Origin of the sequence: Microbacterium sulfonylureivorans (genome assembly GCF_003999995.1) — a bacterium.
In the GTDB taxonomy this organism is placed as follows: domain Bacteria; phylum Actinomycetota; class Actinomycetes; order Actinomycetales; family Microbacteriaceae; genus Microbacterium; species Microbacterium sulfonylureivorans.
In genome coordinates this window covers 69,804-91,569 of record NZ_RJAD01000003.1, presented here as the reverse complement: position 1 = coordinate 91,569, position 21,766 = coordinate 69,804, and the positions used below count along the sequence as shown (strand labels likewise).

At 71.3% G+C, this 21,766-nt stretch carries 19 protein-coding genes and 1 tRNA gene; 16 read left to right on the top strand and 4 right to left on the bottom strand.

The genetic code is table 11. The features are described from left to right. Positions 1-188 precede the first annotated feature (188 nt). From EER34_RS13995 to EER34_RS13935, 13 genes are all read left to right on the top strand, one after another. On the top strand, positions 189-4,268 hold the full coding sequence (locus EER34_RS13995; protein ID WP_164743569.1) for a beta strand repeat-containing protein: 4,080 nt from the start codon (positions 189-191) through the stop codon (positions 4,266-4,268). A gap of 31 nt (positions 4,269-4,299) precedes the next feature. Then, positions 4,300-4,983, top strand: coding sequence for an O-methyltransferase (locus tag EER34_RS13990; protein ID WP_127475817.1), 684 nt, complete (start codon positions 4,300-4,302; stop codon positions 4,981-4,983). A 96-nt stretch (positions 4,984-5,079) separates the two neighbouring features. Next, positions 5,080-6,360: a phosphopyruvate hydratase gene (gene eno / locus EER34_RS13985; RefSeq protein WP_127475815.1), complete on the top strand. Its 1,281-nt coding sequence runs from the start codon at positions 5,080-5,082 to the stop codon at positions 6,358-6,360. Between the two features lie 32 nt (positions 6,361-6,392). Continuing rightward, positions 6,393-6,920, top strand: coding sequence for an FtsB family cell division protein (locus tag EER34_RS13980; protein ID WP_240642376.1), 528 nt, complete (start codon positions 6,393-6,395; stop codon positions 6,918-6,920). A 73-nt stretch (positions 6,921-6,993) separates the two neighbouring features. Beyond that, complete coding sequence (locus EER34_RS13975) at positions 6,994-7,509, top strand: DUF501 domain-containing protein (protein ID WP_127475813.1); 516 nt, start codon at positions 6,994-6,996, stop codon at positions 7,507-7,509. Further along, the gene (locus tag EER34_RS13970; RefSeq protein ID WP_127475811.1) at positions 7,506-8,786 is read left to right on the top strand and encodes a S8 family serine peptidase; all 1,281 of its coding nucleotides are present in this window, start codon (positions 7,506-7,508) and stop codon (positions 8,784-8,786) included. Before EER34_RS13975 ends, EER34_RS13970 begins: the two co-directional genes overlap by 4 nt. Positions 8,787-8,819: 33 nt before the next feature. Beyond that, positions 8,820-10,232, top strand: coding sequence for an NAD(P)/FAD-dependent oxidoreductase (locus EER34_RS13965; protein WP_127476432.1), 1,413 nt, complete (start codon positions 8,820-8,822; stop codon positions 10,230-10,232). A 31-nt stretch (positions 10,233-10,263) separates the two neighbouring features. Further along, positions 10,264-10,337: transfer RNA gene (locus tag EER34_RS13960), tRNA-Leu, on the top strand. Between the two features lies 1 nt (position 10,338). Next, positions 10,339-11,193, top strand: a complete 855-nt coding sequence (locus EER34_RS13955) for a serine hydrolase (protein ID WP_240642374.1) — start codon at positions 10,339-10,341, stop codon at positions 11,191-11,193. A gap of 36 nt (positions 11,194-11,229) precedes the next feature. Further along, positions 11,230-12,459, top strand: a complete 1,230-nt coding sequence (locus tag EER34_RS13950) for an alanine racemase (RefSeq protein WP_127475810.1) — start codon at positions 11,230-11,232, stop codon at positions 12,457-12,459. Continuing rightward, a complete protein-coding gene (locus tag EER34_RS13945) occupies positions 12,456-13,769 on the top strand; it encodes a D-arabinono-1,4-lactone oxidase (protein WP_127475808.1) in 1,314 nt (437 codons plus the stop codon). Before EER34_RS13950 ends, EER34_RS13945 begins: the two co-directional genes overlap by 4 nt. 82 nt (positions 13,770-13,851) lie before the next feature. Continuing rightward, positions 13,852-14,421: a LemA family protein gene (locus tag EER34_RS13940; protein ID WP_127476421.1), complete on the top strand. Its 570-nt coding sequence runs from the start codon at positions 13,852-13,854 to the stop codon at positions 14,419-14,421. Between the two features lie 56 nt (positions 14,422-14,477). Further along, the gene (locus EER34_RS13935; protein ID WP_127475806.1) at positions 14,478-15,575 is read left to right on the top strand and encodes a DNA glycosylase AlkZ-like family protein; all 1,098 of its coding nucleotides are present in this window, start codon (positions 14,478-14,480) and stop codon (positions 15,573-15,575) included. On the opposite strand, the gene EER34_RS13930 is transcribed toward EER34_RS13935, so the two are convergent. Together EER34_RS13930 and EER34_RS13925 are read right to left on the bottom strand one after the other, a co-directional pair. Further along, positions 15,576-16,508 (bottom strand): hypothetical protein, encoded by a 933-nt coding sequence (locus tag EER34_RS13930; protein WP_127475805.1) that lies wholly within the window; start codon positions 16,506-16,508, stop codon positions 15,576-15,578. A 9-nt stretch (positions 16,509-16,517) separates the two neighbouring features. Then, the gene (locus EER34_RS13925; RefSeq protein ID WP_240642373.1) at positions 16,518-17,795 is read right to left on the bottom strand and encodes a winged helix-turn-helix domain-containing protein; all 1,278 of its coding nucleotides are present in this window, start codon (positions 17,793-17,795) and stop codon (positions 16,518-16,520) included. A gap of 103 nt (positions 17,796-17,898) precedes the next feature. Here EER34_RS13925 and EER34_RS13920 point away from each other — a divergent pair, with 103 nt between their 5' ends. Beyond that, positions 17,899-19,089, top strand: a complete 1,191-nt coding sequence (locus EER34_RS13920; RefSeq protein ID WP_127475801.1) for an AI-2E family transporter — start codon at positions 17,899-17,901, stop codon at positions 19,087-19,089. Between the two features lie 2 nt (positions 19,090-19,091). Next, positions 19,092-20,342, top strand: coding sequence for a threonine ammonia-lyase (gene ilvA, locus EER34_RS13915; protein WP_127476419.1), 1,251 nt, complete (start codon positions 19,092-19,094; stop codon positions 20,340-20,342). Between the two features lie 24 nt (positions 20,343-20,366). Here ilvA and greA read toward each other — a convergent pair whose 3' ends face one another. Both greA and EER34_RS13905 read right to left on the bottom strand, forming a co-directional pair. After that, complete coding sequence (gene greA / locus EER34_RS13910) at positions 20,367-20,858, bottom strand: transcription elongation factor GreA (RefSeq protein ID WP_127475800.1); 492 nt, start codon at positions 20,856-20,858, stop codon at positions 20,367-20,369. Positions 20,859-20,948: 90 nt separating this feature from the next. Next, the gene (locus tag EER34_RS13905; protein ID WP_127475798.1) at positions 20,949-21,341 is read right to left on the bottom strand and encodes a DUF4307 domain-containing protein; all 393 of its coding nucleotides are present in this window, start codon (positions 21,339-21,341) and stop codon (positions 20,949-20,951) included. Positions 21,342-21,445: 104 nt separating this feature from the next. Between EER34_RS13905 and EER34_RS13900 the strand changes: the two genes are divergently transcribed. Further along, positions 21,446-21,751, top strand: coding sequence for a hypothetical protein (locus tag EER34_RS13900; RefSeq protein ID WP_127475796.1), 306 nt, complete (start codon positions 21,446-21,448; stop codon positions 21,749-21,751). Positions 21,752-21,766 lie beyond the last annotated feature (15 nt).

Genomic DNA, 21,766 nt, shown 5'->3' with positions numbered 1-21,766 from the left:
GTCGAACAGCGACAACAGGCCGACCCTCGGCGGGATGCCGCGCGAGCCGTCCTCGTCGGAGGGACCTCATCCGAATTTGATGATTTCCTATAGGAAAGTCTTGAGGCGGGCGATCGGCGGGCGTAGCATCGCGTCGTCACTACCCAGGGGGGCCCATGACATCGGTCGGATTGCGCACTCGGATCTCCGTGGGGGTCGCGGTCGTCACCGCGCTCATCGCATCGCTGCTCGTTCTGTCGCCGCTGCCGCACGCCGCGGCGGCGCCAGGCGACTGTCCGCCGGCGCGCATCTGGGTCAACACCGGGGGCGCGACGCCCCAGATGATCCGGTATCTCCCGAGCGGTGTGGCGGTCGGCCCCAGGCTCCCGCTCGCCCGCGGGTACGGCGATATCGCGTGGGGCGCCGACGGCACGACGCTGTATGCGGTCTTCGCGCAGAGCCCCACCGTGAACTCCACCCTGTACACGCTCGACCCCGCGACCGGCGCGGAGACGTCGTCCCTGGCGATCACGCTCGACGGCAATCCCCTCGGCTTCGTGTCGTCGGGGCTGAGCGCGACCCCCGACGGAACGCTCCTCCTGGGCGGCGGATCGACGATCTACGAAGTGGATCCCGTGACAGGGGTCGCCGCGCTCGTCGCCACTCTGCCCGCGGGCGTCATCGTCGGCGGCGACTTCCTCCAGCTCGCCGACGGCGACATCCTGGTCCTCGGCTGGGAGGGCGTGAGCGGCGCGTACTTCCGTCTGCATGCCGACGGCACTCTCACGCGGATCGGTGGCGGGCCCACCGCCTGGGGGGCGGCCCAATCGGGGGGCGGCATCTATCTGGTCACGGGAACCGGCGAGATGTTCAGCCTCGACGCCGTGCCGACGGCGGAGTCGACGGCCGTGCTCCCGACCACGGAGATCATCAACACGACGTCGATCTTCAACGGCGCGACGTCGCAGCAGGACGACGGCTCGTGCGACCCCGATCCGTTCCAGGCGTACGGCGTCGAGAAGTCGGCGTCGGTGGCCACGGCCGCGCCCGGCGACACCGTGACCTACACGATCCTCATCAACAACCTCGGCTCGGTCGACTACGCGGCGGGCACCGCAGACGTCGCCGACAACCTCGCGGGGGTGCTCGACGACGCCGATATCGTGCCGGGCTCCATCACCGCGACCTCGGGCTCCGCCTCGGTCTCCGCGAGCACCCTGACGTGGACGGGCGCCCTCCCGGCGGGCGCGACGGTCACGGTCACGTTCCAGGTCGTCGTGGACGATCCGAGCGCGGGAACGTGGCAGCTCGACAACACGGTGACCACCCTGGGCGCGGAGGGCGGATGCACCGGCACCTGCACCGTCGCGACGCCCATCCGGCTCCGGCCCACGCCCGCGGCGTGCCCGCCCTCGACGATCTGGGCGAACACGAGCGTCGCCCCGCTCACACTCTCGCGGTATGCGACGGACGGCACGCCGCTCGGCGCGTCGGTACCGCTGCAGCGCAACTACCAGGACATCGCGTGGCAGCCCAACGGGGCAGTGCTGTGGGGCGTGTCCCAGACCTCCACGACGGCCAAGACGCTCTACCAGATCGACCCCGCCACCGGCGCCTCCACGCTCACCCGGCCGATCACCGGCCTGCCGGCGGGCACGATGATTCTGGGCGGCTCGCTCGTCTACACGGCCGCCAACACGCTGCTCATGGACCTGACGACGTCGAGGACCATCTACAGCGTGAACCCCGCGACGGGGGCCGCGACCGCTTTCGCGGTGCTGCCGACCGGGGTGAACACCGTCGGCGACCTCGTTCCCGTCGCCGGCGGCGACACGCTGGTGTTCGCCAAGACCGGAGCGACGTCTCTCGGAACGAGCGTCTTCCGGCTCTCGCCGACGGCCACCTGGACGCAGATCGGAACACTCCCCATGGGCGTCGTCGGCGCCGCCCGCTCCTCGGGCGAGGTGTACGTCACCGCGGCGAACGGCACCTTCCTGCGCCTGAACGGCGTCCCCGCCGTGGCGTCCACGGCGCCGCTTCCCACCACGCAGGCGTTCGCCACCGGGATCGCGAACACCATCGGCGCCTCGTCGGTGCAGGATGCCATGGCTCCGGCCGCCTGCACGGTCGAGACGGACATGTCCTATTCGGTCGCCAAGACGGCCTCGGCCGCCGTGGTCGACGCCGGCGGCCTCGTGACGTACACCGTCACCGTCGACAACACCGGCGCCGTGCCCTACCCCGCCGACTATGCGGGGTTCCGCGACGACCTGACCGACGTGCTCGACAACGGCACGCTCGTGCCCGGCTCGATCACGGCGTCGGCGGGATCGGTCGACATCGCGGGCAACAACCTGCTGTGGTCGGGGCCGCTCGCCGCGACGGGCGCGGCGGCGACCGTCACGGTGACGTATCAGATCCAGACCGCGAACCCGCCCGGCGGGGATCGTCAGCTGACCAACGGCGTCTCCGCCACGGGCGTCGGCGGCGTGTGCGACGCGGCGGCGACCTGCGCGACCACGACCGACGTGCGCTCGTTCGAAGTGACGAAGACATCCTCCCCTCCGGGCCCGGCCGCGCCCGGCGACACGATCGCCTACACGCTGACCGTCGAGAACACCGGCACGGTCGCGTTCGGCCCGGGCGAGGCCGCACTGACCGATGACCTCGCCGACGTGCTCGATGACGCCACCATCGATCCGGCGACGATTCAGGCGTCGGGCGGCACCGCGACGCTCTCCGGGACGACACTGAGCTGGGCGGGCCCGCTCGGGGCCGCGGCCGGCGACGACACGGTGACCATCACGTACGAGGCGGTCGTCCTGGCGGCCGGATCCGGCCAGGGTGACGGCGCCCTCGTCAACACCGTCGCTCCCGGCGCGGGAGGACTCTGCGCGGTCGCCGCGGACTGTGTGACCTCGACCGATACGCGGGCGTTCGTCGTCGGCAAGTCGTCGTCGGCCGCCGCAACGGTCGCGCCGGGCACCACGGTGACGTACACGGTCACCGTGACCAACGTCGGCTCGGACGCCTTCGCAGACGGTGAGGCCGCCTTCACCGACGACCTCTCGGACGTGCTCGACGACGCGACCGTCGATCCCGCATCCGTTCAGGCATCCGCGGGTGTCGCATCGCTCAGCGGCACCACGCTCAGCTGGGACGGCCCGCTCGCGTCGACCGGTGCCGGGGCGACCGTGACCATCACGTACGAGGCGGTCGTCGAGACCGGTGACGGGTCCGGCGACGGCGTTCTCGTGAACACGGTGGCGCCCGGTGCGGACGGCGTGTGCCTCTCGTCCGCCTCGTGCGAGACATCCACCGCGATCAAGGCGTTCTCGGTGACCAAGACGACCTCCGACCCGGGGCCGCTGCGTCCCGGTGAGACGACGATCTACACCCTCACGGTCGAGAACACCGGCGCCGTCGCGTTCGCGGCAGGCGAGGCCACGCTCTCGGACGACCTGAGCCGAGTCCTCGACGACGCGACCATCGACCCGGCCGCGATCAGTGCGACCGCGGGCGCGGCATCCCTGACGGGTGGCACTCTCACGTGGGCGGGGCCGCTGGCCGCCTCGGGCCCGGGTGCGAGCGTGACGATCACCTACCCGGCCGTCGTCCGTCCGGCAGGGACCGGGGCCGACGCCGTTCTGACGAACACGGTGGCCCCCGGCGCGGACGGCACGTGCCCGACCGCGGCCGACTGCACGACAGTCACCGACACCGAGTCGTACACGGTGCGGGTCGCGACGACGTCCTCCGGTCCGGTGATCCCCGGCAGTGCCGTGCTCTACACGATCACCGTCGACAACACCGGCTCGACGCCGTGGTCGGTCGCGTCGTTCCTCGACGACCTGACAGGGGTGCTCGACGACGCGGTCATCGACCCGGCCTCCGTCAATGCGACCGGCGGGAGCATCACGGTCGACGGCGGCGTTCTCAGCTGGACCGGACCGCTGGCGGCCACCGGTCCCGGATCCACCGTGACCGTCACCTTCACCGCCACGGTGTCGGCGTCGGGCGAAGGCGACGGGACCCTGGTGTCCGTGGTCGTCCCCGGTGAGGGCGGCGGGTGCGCCGACGAGGACTGCATCCTCGACGTCGTCGTCGGACCGTTCCCGCCGGTCGACCCGACCGATCCGGCCGCTCCGCCGGGGCCGGGCGCACCTGGCGCGCTTCCGGCCACGGGAGGCATGTGGCCGTGGCAGAGCCTGCTGCTCGGCATCGTGCTGCTCGGCGGCGGCGCGGCGGCTCTGATGTGGGTCCGCTCGCGCACGCGCCGTCGGGCTTGACGGCGGCCCCGGCCGCTTGTTGGCTGGGGCCATGACCGACCCGACCCCCGACCTGTGGCGCCGCGTCGACGCCTACCTCACCGAGACCCTGGTGGGGCACGACCCCGCACTCGACGACGCCGTCGCCGACCAGAACGCCGCCGGTCTCCCCGCGATCGAGGTCGCCCCCGTCAACGGCAAGTTCCTGCATCTCCTGGCGCGCATCAGCGGCGCCCGGCGCGTGCTCGAGATCGGCACGCTCGGCGCGTACTCGACGATCTGGATGGCGCGCGGCATCCCCGACGACGGCCGCATCGTCACGATCGAGGCCGAGCCCCGCATCGCCGACATCGCGCGGGCGAACCTCGAGCGCGCGGGAGTCTCGGCCAAGGTCGAGGTGAGGCTCGGGAGGGCCGCCGACGTGCTGCCGACGCTCGAGGGGGGCGAGCCCTTCGATCTCGTGTTCATCGACGCCGACAAGGAGTCGAACACGATCTACCTCGATTGGGCGGCCCGGCTCGGCCGTCCCGGCACGGTCGTGGTCGTCGACAACACCGTGCGCGGGGGAGAGGTGGCCAACCCCGCCACCGAGAACCCGCAGGTGATCGGGGTGCAGCGCGGGCTCGAGATGCTCGGCCGGGATCCGCGCTTCGACGCGACCGCCCTGCAGACGCTCGACCTCAAGGGGTACGACGGCGTCGCGCTGGCCATCGTCGTGCAGGACGGCGGTCGATGACGGGATGCCTGTGGCCCGGGCATCCCCATCACTAGACTCTGATGCGGACCGACGACGCTCCGCATCACCACCCGCCCACGAACTAGGAGCTTTCCCGTGGCATTGATCGAGGCTGTAGGCGCACGCGAGATTCTCGACTCGCGCGGAAATCCGACCGTCGAGGTGGAGGTGCTGCTCGACGACGGGATCGTCCAGCGCGCCGCCGTCCCCTCCGGCGCGTCGACCGGAGCCTTCGAGGCGTACGAGCTGCGCGACGGCGACAAGAGCCGCTACGGCGGCAAGGGCGTGCTCAAGGCGGTCGCAGCCGTCATCGACGAGCTCGGCCCCGCCATCGAGGGCGTCGACGCCAGCGAGCAGCGCATCATCGACGAGATCCTCATCGAGGTCGACGGCACCGAGAACAAGTCGCGCGTCGGTGCGAACGCCATCCTGGGCATCTCGCTCGCCGTGGCCAAGGCCGCCGCCGACTCGGCCGACCTGCCGCTCTTCCGCTACCTCGGCGGGCCCAACGCGCACGTCCTGCCCGTCCCGCTGTTCAACGTCATCAACGGCGGCGAGCACGCCGACAACGGCATCGACATGCAGGAGTTCTTCCTCGCGCCGATCGGCGCCGAGACCTTCTCCGAGTCGCTGCGCTGGGGCACCGAGGTGTACCACGTGCTCAAGGGCGAGCTGAAGGCCGCGGGCTTCGCGACCGGCCTCGGCGACGAAGGCGGCTTCGCCCCCGACCTTCCCAGCAACCGCGAGGGCCTCGACTTCCTCGTCAAGGCGATCGAGAAGGCCGGCTTCACGCCGGGCCGCGACATCGCCCTGGGTCTCGACGTCGCCGCGACGGAGTTCTTCAACGACGGCGTGTACCGCCTCGACAAGAAGGACTGGACCGCGGCCGAGCTGACCGAGTACTACGTCGGCCTGGTCGACGATTACCCGATCGTCACGATCGAGGACGCCCTCGCCGAGGACGACTGGGACAACTGGAAGGCCCTCACCGACGCGCTGGGCACGCGGACGCAGCTGGTCGGCGACGATCTTTTCGTCACCAACCCGACGCGCCTGGCCGACGGCATCGCCCGGGGTGTCGCGAACTCGCTGCTGGTCAAGGTGAACCAGATCGGCACGCTGTCCGAGACCCTCGACGCCGTCGACATGGCCCACCGCGCCGGCTACACGGCGATGCTCTCGCACCGCTCGGGCGAGACCGAGGACACGACCATCGCCGACCTCGTGGTCGCCACGGGTGCAGGTCAGATCAAGAGCGGCGCGCCCGCTCGGAGCGAGCGCGTGGCGAAATACAATCAGCTTCTGCGCATCGAGGAGGAGCTGGGCGACGCGGCGACGTTCATCGGCCGTGCGGCCTTCCCGCGCTTCAAGGGCTGAGAGCCGCTGACAGAGCACTGAGAGGGGGAGCCGTGGCGAAGACGACGGCTCCCCCTTCTCGTGCCCCGCGGCGGGCCGGCGGGCGTGCCGTCGACGTGCGGGGCTGGCTCGGGGGCATCCGTCTCTCGGGCTTCATGGTCATCATGCTCGGCCTGGTGGTCCTCGCCGCCTTCGTGCTCGTGCCGACGATCGGCACCTACGTCGACCAGCGACAGCAGATCGCCGCACTCGAGGCCGCCGTCGAGGTGAGCCGGGAGGATGTCGCCGAGCTCGAGGCGCAGCGCGAGCGCTGGACCGACCCGGCCTACATCACAACCCAGGCGCGCGAGCGGCTGTACTACGTGCGCCCGGGCGAGGTGGTGTATCTCGTCGACAACGACCTGCCGCCGGAGCTCGCCCCGCAGGAGCAGGACCCCGTCAGCGAGGAGGTCGAGCAGACGCCCACAGACTGGATGTCGCAGCTCGTGCGGTCGGTCGCCGCGGCCGGGCTCGCCCAGACGGTGAAGGCCCCGACCGTCGGGGTACCCGACCCGGAGCCCACTCGGACACCGACTCCCTAGACGGCGTCGGCGCGCGGTCGACGGACGCGGAGCGGTCCAGGCTCGTCCCAGGCGCCACCGATACCCTTGCGGGGTGACGACCGTGCCGTTCCCCCCTGCCAGCGACACCGACCTCGCCGTTCTGCGCGAGCAGCTCGGGCGTCCCGCCCGTGGCGTCGTCGGGATCGCCGCGCGCTGCGTCTGCGGCAATCCCACCGTCGTCGCCACCTCGCCCCGTCTCCCCGACGGCACTCCCTTCCCGACGTTCTACTACCTGACCCATCCCGCGGCGACGGCGGCGATGTCGATGCTCGAGGCCGACCACGTGATGCGCGAGCTGTCCGACGAGCTCGCCGACGAAGACGTCGCCGCCGCCTACGGGCGCGCGCACGAGGCCTATCTGCGCGACCGGGCCGCCTACGGCGAAGTGGAGGAGATCGACGGGATCTCCGCCGGCGGCATGCCCACGCGCGTCAAGTGCCTCCACGCCCTGGCCGGTCACGCGCTCGCCGCCGGCCCCGGGGTGAACCCGATCGGCGATCGTGCTCTCGAGCTGTCGTCGTGGTCGCCCGAGCGCTGCGTCTGCGCGCATCCCGGGAACGCCCGATGAGTCGTGGCCTTCTCGCGGCGATCATCGCGACCGCTGCGGCGCTGACGCTGGTCACCGCCGCGCCGGCGGCCGCCGGCGTCCCGGAGGCTCCGGAGGAGGACCCGGTCCGTGCGGCCGAGTACTGGCTCGACGGCTACGGGGTCGAGAAGGCCTGGGAGACCACCCGCGGCAAGGGCGTGACCATCGCGGTGATCGACACCGGCATCGGCAAGGGGCCGGTGGAGTTCGAGGGCGCCGTGGTCGGCGGGACGGACGTCTCGGGCATCGGCACGCCCGACGGCCGCACGCCGGTCGGCGCGGTCGACGCCAACCACGGCAGCTGGGTCGCGTCGCTCGCGGCCGGACGCGGAACCGGCGCCGACACCGGCATGATCGGCGTCGCCCCGGAGGCGGAGCTGCTGTCGGTGTCGGTCGGATTCGGGTCGGCGGCCTCGAGATCGTTCACGGAGCAGATCGCCGAGGCGATCCGCTGGTCGGTCGACAACGGCGCGGACGTCATCAACATGTCGCTCACGACCAACGTCCCCGACTGGGACGAGAGCTGGGATGACGCGTTCCTCTACGCGTTCGAGCACGACGTCGTCGTGGTGGTCGCCGCGGGCAACCGGGGGAGCGGCACCACCCGTGTCGGCGCTCCCGCGACGATCCCCGGAGTCCTCACGGTCGGCGGAGTGGATCCGAACGGAAAGGCCAGTGTCGAGGCGTCGACGCAGGGCATCACCATCGGCGTCTCCGCCCCCAGCGAAGAACTCGTCGGAGTCTCCGCCGACGGCCGGCTCGTGCTGTGGAACGGCACGAGCGGCGCCGCACCGATCGTCGCGGGCATCGCGGCGCTCGTGCGGGCGGCGCATCCGGATCTCGACGCCGACAATGTCATCAACCGGATCATCCAGACGGCCAAGCCGCCGGCGGGAGCCGACGCCGATCACGACCCGCTCTACGGGTACGGACTGGTGGATGCCGGTGCCGCCGTGTCCGCCACGGTGCCCGCGGTCACCGAGAACCCGATGGGCAGCCTGAGCGAGTGGATCCGGCTGTACCGACGCGCCCAGAGCGATCCGCAGCCGCAGCAGCCGGTCGAGCCGGTCGAGATCGCGCCGCTCCCGCGCGCCGATCAGGCCGAGCGCGCGGCATCCCCGCTGCTGCCGTCGAGGGACACCCTGCTGTACGGGACGCTGCCGCTCTCGGTGGCCACGGCGACGGCTATACTGGTGGCGCTCGGCGTCACCGCTGCTGTCCGACGCATCCGATCGTCGTCCCGCGCGCCGAGCCGCTGACCCAGGAGGAGTACTCCACTCGTGACCAACACCGTGCCCAAGATCCTCATCGTCGGTGGCGGATACGCAGGCTTCTACACGGCCTGGAAGCTCGAGAAGCATCTGCGCAAGGGCGAGGCCGACGTCACCATCGTCGACCCGCTGCCGTACATGACGTACCAGCCCTTCCTCCCCGAGGTCGCCGCCGGTTCGATCGAGGCCCGTCACTCCGTGGTCGCTCTGCGCCGCCACCTCAAGAAGACCACCGTGGTCGCCGCGAAGGTCACCGGCATCAACCACGCCGGCAAGGTCGCCACGATCACCCCGATCGCCGGAGAGCCGTACGAGTTCGAGTACGACCAGATCGTCGTCACCGCCGGCGCCGTCTCGCGCACCTTCCCGATCCCCGGGATCGCCGACAACGCGATCGGTCTCAAGACGATCGAGGAGGCCGTCGCGATCCGCGATCGCCTGATGTCGAACTTCGACAAGGCTTCGACGCTGCCCCCCGGTCCCGAGCGCGAGCGTCTGCTGACCGTCGTGGTGGTCGGTGGCGGCTTCGCCGGCATCGAGGTGTTCGCCGAGCTCCGTTCGCTGGCCTCGTCGCTGGTCAAGAGCTACCCGCAGCTCACCTTCGACGACACGCACTTCCACCTCGTCGAGGCGATGGGGCGCATCATGCCCGAGGTGTCGCTCAAGACGAGCGAGTGGGTGCTGAAGGACCTCGCCAAGCGCGGCGCGTTCGTCCACCTCGACACTCAGCTCACGAGCGCCGTCGACGGCATCGTCGAGCTGTCGACGGGCGAGAACATCCCCACCGACCTCATCGTCTGGACCGCCGGCGTCATGGCCAACCCCACCGTCGTGCGCGGCGGTGACCTCCCCGTCGAGGAGCGCGGTCGCATCCGCACGCGCGCCGACCTGCGCGTCGGCTCCGACGAGGAGATCGTCGAGGGCGCGTGGGCGGCCGGCGACGTCTCGGCCGTTCCCGACCTCTCGGGCGGCGGCGTGGGCGGGTACTGCGTGCCCAACGCGCAGCACGCGGTGCGCCAGGCGAAGCTCCTCGCGAAGAACCTGGTCGCGGTCCTGCGCGGCGAGGTGCCCCGCGAGTACTTCCACAAGAACCTGGGTGCTGTGGCCGGCCTCGGTCTCTACAACGGCGTGTTCCAGTCGGGCAACATCGCCCTCAAGGGCCTCATCGCCTGGTTCGCCCACCGCGGCTACCACGGCCTGGCGATGCCCTCGTGGGAGCGCAAGTGGCGCGTGCTGTGGGGCTGGTGGAACAACTTCTGGCTCCGCCGCGACCTCGTGAACCTGTCGACGGTCCAGAGCCCGCGCTACGTCTTCGAGGAGTTCGCGGCGCGTCCGCGTCCGCCCCAGCCCGTCGAGGCCGCACCCGTGGCGAAGACCGTCGCGGCCAAGCCGGCCGCGAAGAAGACGCCCGCCAAGGCCGCCGCCGGCAGCTGACCGGTACGGTGGAGGCGTCCGCCGCGGCGGCGCCCCCGTAGCCCAATCGGCAGAGGCAGGCGACTTAAAATCGCTTCAGTCTGGGTTCGAGTCCCAGCGGGGGTACGTGCTCCAGGCGCTGATCGACGACCCCGCGGTGGGACTCGAATGGTCGGGGTGCGTCGTGGACGCGGCATCCGGTCGGCGCCTCGCCGCCCAGGCGCCCGGACGTGCGCTGTCGACCGCCAGCGTCGGCAAGGTGCTGCTGCTCATCGAGCTGGCGCGGCGGTTCGAGGCAGGTGAGCTCGACCGGTCCGCTCCCGTCGAACGCGGGCACGACACCGTGGCCGACTCCGGCCTGTGGCAGGTGATGGATGCCCCATCCCTCGGTCTCGCCGATGCCGCCCGACTCGTCGGCGCCGTGAGCGACAACCTGGCCACGAACGTCCTCCTCGACGTCGTCGGGCTCGAAGCCGTCGCCGCGACCGCGCGCGGGCTGGGACTGCACGACACCGCGCTCCTCGACCGGGTGCGGGATGTGCGGGGGCCGGAGCATCCTCCCGTCCTCTCCTGCGGGTCGGCGGCCGATCTGGCAGCGCTCGCCGCTCGGCTGCATCGGGGCGAGGTCGTCGGGAGAGAGGTGAGCGCGGAGGTGACCGGCTGGCTCGGGCTCGGCAGCGACCTCTCGATGGTCGCCGGCGAGTTCGGGCTCGATCCGCTCGCCCATCGCGAACCCGACCGAGGCGTCCGGCTGTGGAACAAGACCGGGACCGATGTGTCCGTTCGGGCGGACGTCGGCGTCGTGGCATCCGGCGAACGTGCACTCGCGTATGCGGTGCTCGCGCAGTGGCGGCCCGACGCGGATCCGAGCGTGCGCGACGGCGTGCTCCACGCGATGCGCGAGACCGGTCGCCGGCTGCGCGGGGAGCTCGCCCCCGGGCGAGTCCACAGGCCGTCGGACAGGCGCGGCACCGGGCTCTAGGCTGGACCGCATGCGCGCGCACCCGAAGCGGGCCGTATGAGCCTCGACCTGTTGTCCTCGCCCACGGCGTCCGAGCCCTGGAAAGATCCGGCGTCCTATTGGGGCGCCGTGACGCGGGCCGTCAGCGGTGTCTCCGGCCCGGTCGCGACCCTGAACCTGCCCGCGCTCCGCTACAACGCGCTCGACATGCTCGTCCGCGCCGGCGGCGTGCCGATCCGCGTGGCGAGCAAGTCCGTGCGCGTGCGCGAGGCCATCGACGCGACCCTCGCCATGGCGGGGTACCACGGCATCCTGGCCTTCACGCTTCCCGAGGCGCTGTGGCTGGCCGAGACGCACGACGACGTCGTGCTGGGCTATCCGACCGCCGATCGTGCGGCGATCGCTGCTCTCGTGGCCGACGAGCGCGCCGCTGCGCGCGTCACCCTGATGGTGGACGATCTCGCGCAGCTCGACCTCGTCGATGCGGTGGCGGCACCCGGTGGTCGTCCCGAGATCCGGGTCGCGATCGACGCCGACGCGTCATGGCGAGCGCCGGGCCTCGGTCACATCGGCGTGCATCGCTCTCCCGTCCACGAGCCCGGCGAGGTCGCCGCGCTCGGCCGGGGCATCGCCGCTCGCCCGGGCTTCCGTCTGGTCGGGCTCATGATGTACGAGGCCCAGATCGCGGGGCAGGGCGATGCGACCGGATCCGGCGACACCGTCATCCGCTGGATGCAGCGGCGGTCGTCGAGCGAACTGCTCGAGCGCCGCCACGAGATCGTGTCGGCGCTGCGCGACATCGCGCCGCTCGAGTTCGTCAACGGCGGCGGCACCGGGTCCCTGGAGTTCACGGCATCCGATCAGTCCGTCACCGAGCTCACCGCCGGAAGCGGGCTGCTCGCAGGGCACCTGTTCGACGGGTACCGCGCGTTCGACCTGGCGCCCGCCGCAGCCTTCGCGCTCGAGGTCGTGCGCAAGCCCGCCCCCGACATCGCGACGGTGCTCGGCGGTGGCTGGATCGCGTCCGGCCCGCCGGTCGCGTCACGTCAGCCGCTCCCCGTCTGGCCCGCCGGGCTCCAGACGATCCCGCGCGAAGGCGCCGGAGAGGTGCAGACGCCGCTCAAGGGCGAAGCGGCGCGCCACCTCCGCGTGGGCGACCGCGTGTGGTTCCGGCACTCGAAGAGCGGCGAGCTCGCGGAGCGGGTCGATCGTTATCACGTCGTGGACGGCGAGCGCCTCATCGGCGAAGTGCCCACCTACCGCGGCGAGGGAAAGGCGTTCCTGTGACTCGTCCGGGCGGCAGATGGCAGAACTGGGGTCGGTCGGAGTCGGTGCGACCCCGCCGTGTCGAGTTCCCCCGCACCACCGCCGCCGTACAGCGCGCTGTCGTGGCGGCCGCGACTCAGGGGATCCCGGTCAAGGCGGTCGGTGCGGGTCACAGCTTCACGGGGATCGCGGTCGCGCCCGGCGTGCTGCTCGACCTCACCGACCTGAGCGGTCTCGTCTCGACCGATGTCGAGCGTTCGCGCGTGACGCTCCTCGCCGGAACGCGGCTCCACCAGGTCCCGGCGCTCCTGGCGCCGTACGGCCTCGCGATGGAGAACCTCGGAGACATCGATCGCCAGTCGATCGCCGGCGCGATCTCGACGGGCACCCACGGCACGGGCCTTCGCTTCGGGGGCATCGCCACGCAGATCGTCGGCGCGACGCTGGTGACGGCATCCGGCGACCTGCTCGTCGTCAGCGACACGGAGAACCCCGAACTCCTCCCGGCGATCGCGCTCGGACTCGGCGCGCTGGGCATCCTCGTCGAGGTGACCGTGCAGTGCGTGCCGGCGTTCGTGCTCCACGCCGTCGAGCAGCCCGAAGACCTGGCGGGTGTCCTGGCGAACCTCGATGCACGCGTCGCGGCCGCCGATCACTTCGAGTTCTACTGGTTCCCGCACACCGACCGGGCAATGACGAAGACGAACACGCGGCTGCCCGAGAGCGCGCCGCGGCATCCGCTCGCTCCGGTCGGCAAGTGGGTCGACGACATCCTCGTCGGCAACGGCCTGCACCAGGTGGCGTGCACCGTCGCCAAGACGATCCCCGCGACGATTCCCGGCATCAACCGGCTGTCGGTGAAGATGTGGGGCGACCGCGAATTCACGGATGCCTCGTCCCGCGTGTTCGCGACGGCGCGCTCGGTGCGGTTCCGCGAGATGGAGTACGCGCTGCCGGCCGAGAACGTGCGTCCGGCCTTCGACGAGCTGCGCGCCCTCGTGGACGAGCGGGGATGGCGGATCTCGTTCCCCGTCGAGGTGCGCTTCGCCGCGGCCGACGACCGCTGGCTGTCCACGGCGCACGGTCGCACCTCGGGGTATATCGCCGTCCACCGCTACTGGCGCGACGATCCGACCGAGTACTTCGAAGCGGTCGAGCAGATCATGCTCGGCTTCGGCGGCCGGCCCCACTGGGGCAAGATGCACACGCTGGATGCCTCGATCCTCCGCGACCGCTACCCGCGCTTCGACGACTTCGTCGCGCTCCGCGATCGCCTCGACCCCGAGCGGCTGTTCGCCAACCCCTACCTCGAGCGCGTGCTCGGTGGGTAACGCCTGAGAGTCCGGCGAACGGGCGGGTGAGAGCCGCGCGACGCTCGCTAGGATGAGGGAAACCTCGAACGGAGTCCCCGCTATGTGGGAATGGCTGATCCCGGTCCTGATCGTCGTGGCGCTCGTCGCCATCGCCGGCATCTACCTCTGGGCCACCTACAACTCGCTCGTCCAGCTGAACGTGCGCGTCGATGAGGCGTGGAGCGACATCACGGTACAGCTCAAGCGGCGTGCCGACCTGCTGCCGAACCTCATCGAGGCGGTGAAGGGGTATGCGGCGCACGAGAAAGCCGTGTTCGAGAACGTCACGCGGGCGCGCGCCGAGACCTTGACCGCCGGCGGGCCGGCCGAGGCGGGCCTCGCAGAGGGACACATGCAGCAGGCACTGAAGTCGCTGTTCGCGGTCGCCGAGGCGTATCCGCAGCTGCAGGCGAGCCAGAACTTCCTCGAGCTGCAGCAGGCGATCGTCGACACCGAAGACAAGGTCCAGGCATCCCGCCGGTTCTACAACGGCGGCGTGCGCGAGCTGAACACGAAGATCAAGGTGTTCCCGAACAACCTGTTCGCGCGCAACCTCGGGTTCCACGAGCGCGAGTTCTTCGAGGTCGTCGACGGAGCCGCGATATCCGAGCCGCCACGGGTCCAGTTCTGACGGGACGAGAGCGGATGCCGCCGCCCGGCGTCGGCGGCGCGCAGTAGCCTCGCCTCATGGTCCATCGGCTCACGCGTGAGCAGGCGCGACGCATCGCCGTGCATGCCCAGCTGCTCTCGGCCGAGCGCCCGGCGGGCATCGTCGAGGCGATCGATGCGCTGACGGTCGTCAACATCGAGCCGACCGCTGCGATCGCGCCGAGCGCCGACCTGATCCTGTGGAGCCGGCTCGGCTGGCCGTATCAGCCCGCCGATCTCACCCGCCTCGTCGAGGAGGACCGCGCGGTGTTCGAGTGGGGCGGCTTCTACCGCACCATGGCCGACCTCCCCCTCCTGCGCCCCGAGATGGCGACGCGCCCGCACTCGCGCGAGGCCCGCGACTGGCTCGCCGCGAACGACGTCTTCCGGCGGGAGGTCATGGCGAAGCTCCGGGCCGAGGGTCCGCTGCGCCCCGCCGACATCCCCGACACGGCGCAGGTCTCGTGGCGCTCGTCCGGGTGGACGAACAACCGCAACACCCTGCAGCTTCTCGAGATGCTCGTGCTCCGCGGCGAGGTGGCGATCTCGTCACGCGACTCGGGTGGCAGGCTGTTCGATCTCGCCGCGCGGGTGTACCCGGCCGACATCCCCGAGGTTTCGGCGGAAGACTCCGCGCGCGAGCGCGCGGAGCGGCGGCTCAGGTCGTTCGGCGTCGCCCGGGCGAAGAACCTCGCGCAGCCGATCGAGCCCATCGACGTCGGGCTGATCGGCGATGAGGCCGTCGTCGACGACACTCCCGGCACGTGGCGCGTCGACCCCGAGGCGCTCGTCGCCGTCGAAGGATTCGCGCCGCGCACGGCGCTCCTCTCGCCGTTCGACCGGCTCGTCTTCGATCGCAAGAGGCTGGAGGAGATCTTCGCGTACGAGTACCTGCTCGAGATGTACAAGCCTGCCGTGAAGCGGCGCTGGGGGTACTTCGCGCTGCCGATCCTGCACGGCGACCGGTTCGTGGGCAAGCTCGATGCCAAGGCCGATCGCAAGGCGGGCGTCCTCCGCGTCTTCGCCGTCCATGAGGACGCCCCGTTCGATCCGGAGACGACGGAGGCTGTCCACACTGAGATCCGCGAACTCGCGCGCTGGCTGGGCCTGGATGTGCAGGGACTGCCGGAGGCATGATCAGCCGACGAGGAGGACCATCTCGTCGCCGGTGAAGCGCACCGATCCCCGCAGCGCCCAGTCGTCTGCGCGGTAGGTGACCGTGGCCGGCGAACCGGCGCGCGGGGTCCCGCTGGCCGTGGCGACGACCACCCCGCCGGTCGCCTCGAACCTTGTGCCGTCGCCCGACAGCACGACCGCGGGGCGCTCTTCGATCCGGAACGCGATCGTGTCGAGCGATGTCAGATCGACGGCCCACGGCACGCGGAGCCCGCAGGACTCGGGCACCTCTGCGGCGGTCGCCGTGCACTCGTCCATGTAGGCGTTGAGCTGCGTCTGCGCCGCGGCCGTCGCTTCGGGTGCGATCGTGGTCTCGAGGGCGATCGTGGTGGGCTCGTCGGTGCTCACCACGGCGGTCGCGGTGCCCGACAGGATGCCGCGCGGTGCTGCCTGCACGTCGTACTCGGCGGGCAGCAGCGACAGGTCGATGTTCGCGGGCGCGAGCGCGGCGCCGATCCACACCGCATCGCCGCCGGTCTGTCCGGCGAGTGTCGTGTCGACGCGCAACTCCGCGAGGTGATCGCCCACGAGCATCCAACCGCCGTCCGTCTCCTCCAGCGAGAAGCTCAGCTCGCGCGGCTCGCCGCCCAGTTCGACATCCGCGCTCACCGTCGCGGCGCCGTCGCCGTCGCTGCTGATCTCCGCGATGCCCGGCTCCGTGATGTACCCGCTCGCTCCGACGAACGCCTCCTCGACCAGGCTCTCGATGTCGCCGGCACCGTCGCCCAGCATCCCGTCGATGGTCGCGTAGTCGCCGCTCGCGAGGGCGTCGAGGTAGGTGCGCGCTGCGTCCTCCGGGCTCTGCGGCCGGGTGACGAACCACCACGTGCCGCCGGCGAGGAGGGCGACGACGGCGGCGCCGGCGACGATCCCGACGACGGCTCCGCGCTTCACCCTCCTACGCTAGCCCGCGGGCTCGTCGGCGGCGAGCGCCACCGGCTCGGCAGGCCCGGCATCGTGCCGTCGAGCCTCGGGCAGCACATCGGCGATGTCGTCGACGGCATCTCCCCACCGTGACACCGAGATGCTCTCGAGCGCCTGCCAGCGCGCAGCTGCGCGGAGCTCGTCGGCGACGCGGGCCGCGGCATCCGCCGGTCTGCCGTGCTCCCACCAGGCGGACTGCACGCGCAGCGTCGAGGCGGCTCGGTCGGCCTTGAGGTCGATGCGCCCGACGATGTCGTCGCCCACCAGGAGGGGGAGCGAGTAGTAGCCGAACCGGCGCTTCGGCGCGGGTGTGTAGATCTCGATGCGGTACTCGAAGTCGAACAGCCGCTCGGCGCGGTCGCGGAACCACACCACCGGATCGAAGGGTGTGAGGAGAGCCGTGGCGTCGACTCGGCGAGGGAGGGCGGCATCGCGGTGCGCCCATGCCTTCGAGGGCCTGCCGCCCGTCGTCCAGCCGTCGACGGTGACCGGCTCGAGCTCGCCGGCGTCGGTCAGGTCGGCGATCGCGGCGACGACGGCGGGCCGGTTCGCGATGCGCCAGTAGTCGGCGAGGTCGGCGGCCGTCGCCACCCCGTACGCGGCTGCGGCCCGGCGGACCAGCTCGCGGATCGCGTCGTCGCGCGGCACGGGGTTCGCCAGGACGTCGGACGGGAGGACATCGCCGGCCATCCCGTACCGGCGCTCGAACCCGCGACGCCCGGCGATCGCGACTTCGCCGAACAGCCACAGGTATTCGAGGGTGTGCTTGACGACGTCCCAATCCCACCACGGCCCGCGCGCCGCCTGCTTCGCATCGTGCTCGATCTGCGCGGGCCGGAGCGGGCCGCGGTCGGTCAGCTCGGCGCGCACCCAGTCGACGATCGAGCGGTGGCGCTCGAACCACCCGTCGGCCGCGGACCCGTGCTTCGCCCGCATGTCGTCCATGCGGAATCGGAAGAGCGACCAGTCGGACGCGGGGATGAAGGCGGCGACGTGCGCCCAGTACTCGACGTACGACGGGCGCTGGGCGAACAGCAGCCGATCGAGCGCGGCGGTGTCGTACGGCCCGACGCGTGAGAAGAGGGGCATGTAGTGCGATCGTGCGAACACGTTCACCGAGTCGATCTGGAGCGTCGCCATGCGCGCGAGCGCCAGGTTGAGCTGCCGCGTGCCGGGAGACGCGGGACGCGGCCGGCCGAAGCCCTGGGCGGCGAGGGCGATGCGGCGCGCCTCGGATGCGCTGAGGGTCGACTTCACGCGCGCAAGCCTAATCAGCAGGCCCGACACGCGGGCCTGCACGACCCTGCGGCGGGCTCGGGCACATGACCGGCGGGGCATGCGACGCGCCTAGACTGGCCGAATGAGCGGCTCCGACGATAAGCCCAGAGGCTCGCTGTTCGACGCCCTCCGCGATCGGAGCAGGGTCGTCACGACGGAGATGTCCGGCACGGTGCCGCACGGCCTGCGCATCGTCACCGCCTACTCCTGGCGGCTGCTCGTGGTCGCCGCGGCGATCGGCGTCGCCATCTGGCTGATCATCCAGCTGAAGCTCCTCGTCATCCCTCTGTTGGTCGCGATCCTCATCACCGCACTCCTGTGGCCCGTCTTCAGCTGGATGCTGCGCCGCCGCATGCCCAGGTGGCTCGCGATCGTCATCTCGGTCGCCGGCACCATCGCGATCGTCGGCGGACTGCTGTGGCTCGTCGCGTGGCAGATCACCCGGCAGTGGTCGTCGGTGCAGGCGAGCACCGTCGAGGCGGTCGACCGGTTCCGCGACTACCTCGTCAGCGGGCCGCTGCACCTCACCGAGGACCAGATCGACGGGCTCCTCGCCCAGGGGCTGGCGTTCCTGCAGCAGCAGGCGGAGCTGCTCTGGTCGGGGGCGCTCGCGATCGGCAGCACCGTCGGACACGTCCTGACCGGCGGCATCCTCGCGTTCTTCATCCTGCTGTGCCTGCTCGCCGACGGCGCGGGGATCTGGCGGTGGACCCTGCGGCTGTTCCCGAAGAAGGCTCGCCCCGCGGCCGACGGGGCCGGCCGGGCGGGCTGGGTGGCGGTCGTCAACTACGCACGCACGCAGCTCCTGGTCGCCACCATCGACGCCGTGGGCATCGGCCTCGGCGCCTTCCTGCTGGGTGTCCCTCTCGCGATCCCCGTCGCCGTGCTGGTCTTCCTCGGCGCATTCGTGCCGATCGTCGGTGCGGTGGTCACCGGAACGCTCGCCGTGTTCCTGGCCCTCGTCTACAACGGCCCGTGGATCGCGCTGTGGATGCTCATCGTCGTTCTCGGGGTCCAGCAGCTCGAGGGTCACGTCCTCCAGCCGCTCCTCATGGGGTCGGCGGTGAAGGTCCACCCGCTGGCCGTCGTGCTCGTCGTCGCCGGCGGCGCGATGATCGCCGGCATCCCCGGCGCCCTCTTCGCCGTACCGCTCGCCGCGTTCGTCAACGTCGTCGCCGTCTACCTCGCCCAACGCGCCTGGGAGACGGGCGCGCGTCCGACCGGCGACCTGATCTGGAGCACCGTTCCGCGTCCGAGGAGGACACCTTCGTGAGCATGACCTCGCAGCCTGCGCGCCGACTCTCGCCGCCGACTCTCGCCGATTTCGAGGACGCCGCTGCGGTGCTCGACGGGGTCATCGCCCACACCCCGCTCGACGAGTCCCTCCACCTCTCGGAGCTCCTCGGCGTGCCGGTGCACCTCAAGCTCGAGAACCTCCAGCGCACGGGATCGTTCAAGATCCGCGGCGCGACGTACCGCCTGTCGCGGCTGACCGCGGAGGAGCGTGCGCGCGGCGTGGTCGCGGCATCCGCCGGCAATCACGCGCAGGGCGTCGCTCTCGCGGCCAAGTCGCTCGGCATCGCGGCGACGATCTTCATGCCCCTGGGCGTGCCCGTGCCCAAGCTGCTCGCGACGCGGGGCTACGGAGCCGATGTCATCCTCGAGGGGGCGACGGTCGAGACCCCGCTGCGCCTGGCCGCCGAGTTCGCCGAGCGCACCGGCGCCGTCTTCATCCACCCGTTCGACCATCCCGACGTGATCGCCGGGCAGGGCACGCTCGGGCTCGAGCTCATGGACGAGCTCCCCGATCTCGACACGATCGTGCTCGGCATCGGCGGGGGCGGGCTCGTCGCCGGCGTCGCGGCAGCTGTCAAGGCCCGCGCGGCCGCGGAAGGGCGCACGATCCGCGTCATCGGAGTGCAGGCGGAGAACTCCGCCGCCTATCCGGCGTCGCTCGCGGCGGGGCATCCGATCGAGGTCGCCACGCGGCCGACGATCGCCGACGGCATCGCGGTGGCACGCCCCGGCGATCTGCCGTTCGCGATCATCCGCGATCTCGTCGACGAGGTGGTCACGGTGTCGGAGGACGACATCGCCCGCGCGCTCCTCGTGCTCCTCGAGCGTGCGAAGCAGGTCGTGGAGCCGGCCGGCGCGGTCGGCGTCGCGGCAATCCTCGCGGGCAAGATCACGGCGTCGGGCCCGACCGTCACCGTCCTGTCGGGCGGCAACATCGACCCCCTGCTGCTGCAGCGGGTCGTCGCACACGGGCTCTCGGCATCCGGCCGCTACATGACCCTCCAGATCCCGCTGCCCGACCGGCCCGGCCAGCTCGCCCGCGTCTCCGACCTGCTCGCGCAGGCCGGAGCGAACGTCATCGAGGTGCTGCACACGCGGCACGGTCAGGGCCTGCAGATCAGCGAGGTGATCCTTCAGCTGAGCGTCGAGACGCGCGGCGAGGAGCACCGCGCCCACGTGATCTCGGTGCTGGAGCAGGCGGGGTACGCGGCGAACGTCGTCCCCGACTGAGCGCCGGGTCGGCCCCGGGGTGGGCTACTGCCCGGTGTAGGTCTCGACCTTGACGATCTCGACGGCGATCTCGCGGCCGTTGGGCGCGGTGTACGACGTCTCCTCACCCTCGCGGCGTCCGAGGATCGCCGCGCCCAGAGGAGAGGCCTCGCTGTAGACGTCGAGCTCGGAGCCGACGGCGATCTCGCGGTTGCCGAGCAGGAAGACCTCTTCGCCGCCCGCGACGATCGCCGTGATGACGGTGCCGGGCTCGACGACCCCGGTGCTCTGCGGAGCCTCGCTCACGGTCGCGGTCTTGAGGAGATGCTGGAGGGTGCGGATGCGCGCCTCCTGCTTGCCCTGCTCGTCCTTGGCGGCGTGGTAGCCGCCGTTCTCCTTGAGGTCGCCTTCTTCGCGGGCCGCTTCGATCTTCTTCGCGATCTCCTCACGACCCGTCGTCGAGAGCTCCTCGAGCTCGTGGGCGAGGCGGTCGTAGGCATCCTGCGTGAGGAAGGTCACGGGGGCATCGCTGGACACGTCTGACTCCTTCGAATCTGCGGGGGACGGTCGATATGTCAAACGCCCCGGCTCCCGGCCAGGGCGTAAGTCGACTGCAGTCGGGCCAGACTACGACACCCAGCAGGAGTTGACAAAACCCGTGGTCGCCTCGGCGGTCGTCGGGATGACCTCTCGGAAGGCCCGCGAGTGGGAGTCGGATGCCGGGATCTCGACGACCCGCCACCCCACCACGCCGTGCTCTTCGTCCTGCGCCTCGATCGCGCACGCGATCGGCCGTCCCGGGGGAGCGGTGACCTGGAAGGTCAGAGCGACGGAGTGGCCGTCGATGACCTCGAACCCCGTCGCGTCGGCATCGACCGCGTTCAGCGAGTCCGAGACCGTGAACCATCCGAACAGCGCGACCACGGCCGCGCCCAGGGCGATCGCGACGCCGATCACCCAGCGGCGGCGCGGGGAGCGCGTGCGCCCGTAGCGCTCGTCGAGCATCTGCTGTGTCGTCATCGCCGGTCCGTCGGAAGATTTAGGCTGGAGGTTCCAGGCTATTCGCTCTCGAGCGCGGACGTCGCCACCCGGACGGCCCGCACAGGGCAGAACGAGGACACCTCATGCAAGATGCGCTCGTCGCCCTCGCGCGGGCGGCCTCGACCGTCACGCCGTCGCCGACCCCCACGCTGCCCGATCCGACGACGGTGACCCCCGGACCCTGGGGCTTCGTCGTGATCGTCTTCGTGGCGGTGGCGGTGATCGTGCTCGTGTGGGACATGATGCGTCGCATCCGCCGTGGCCGGGTCCGAGCCGACATCATCGAGGAGCTCGACGCCGAGGAGCAGGCTGCGCGAGCCGTCGAGGCGACCGAGACCGACGACGAGAGCATCGATCCCGGCGAGCCCGGCTCACGCCCGCAGGGCTGACCGGGGCATCCGTTC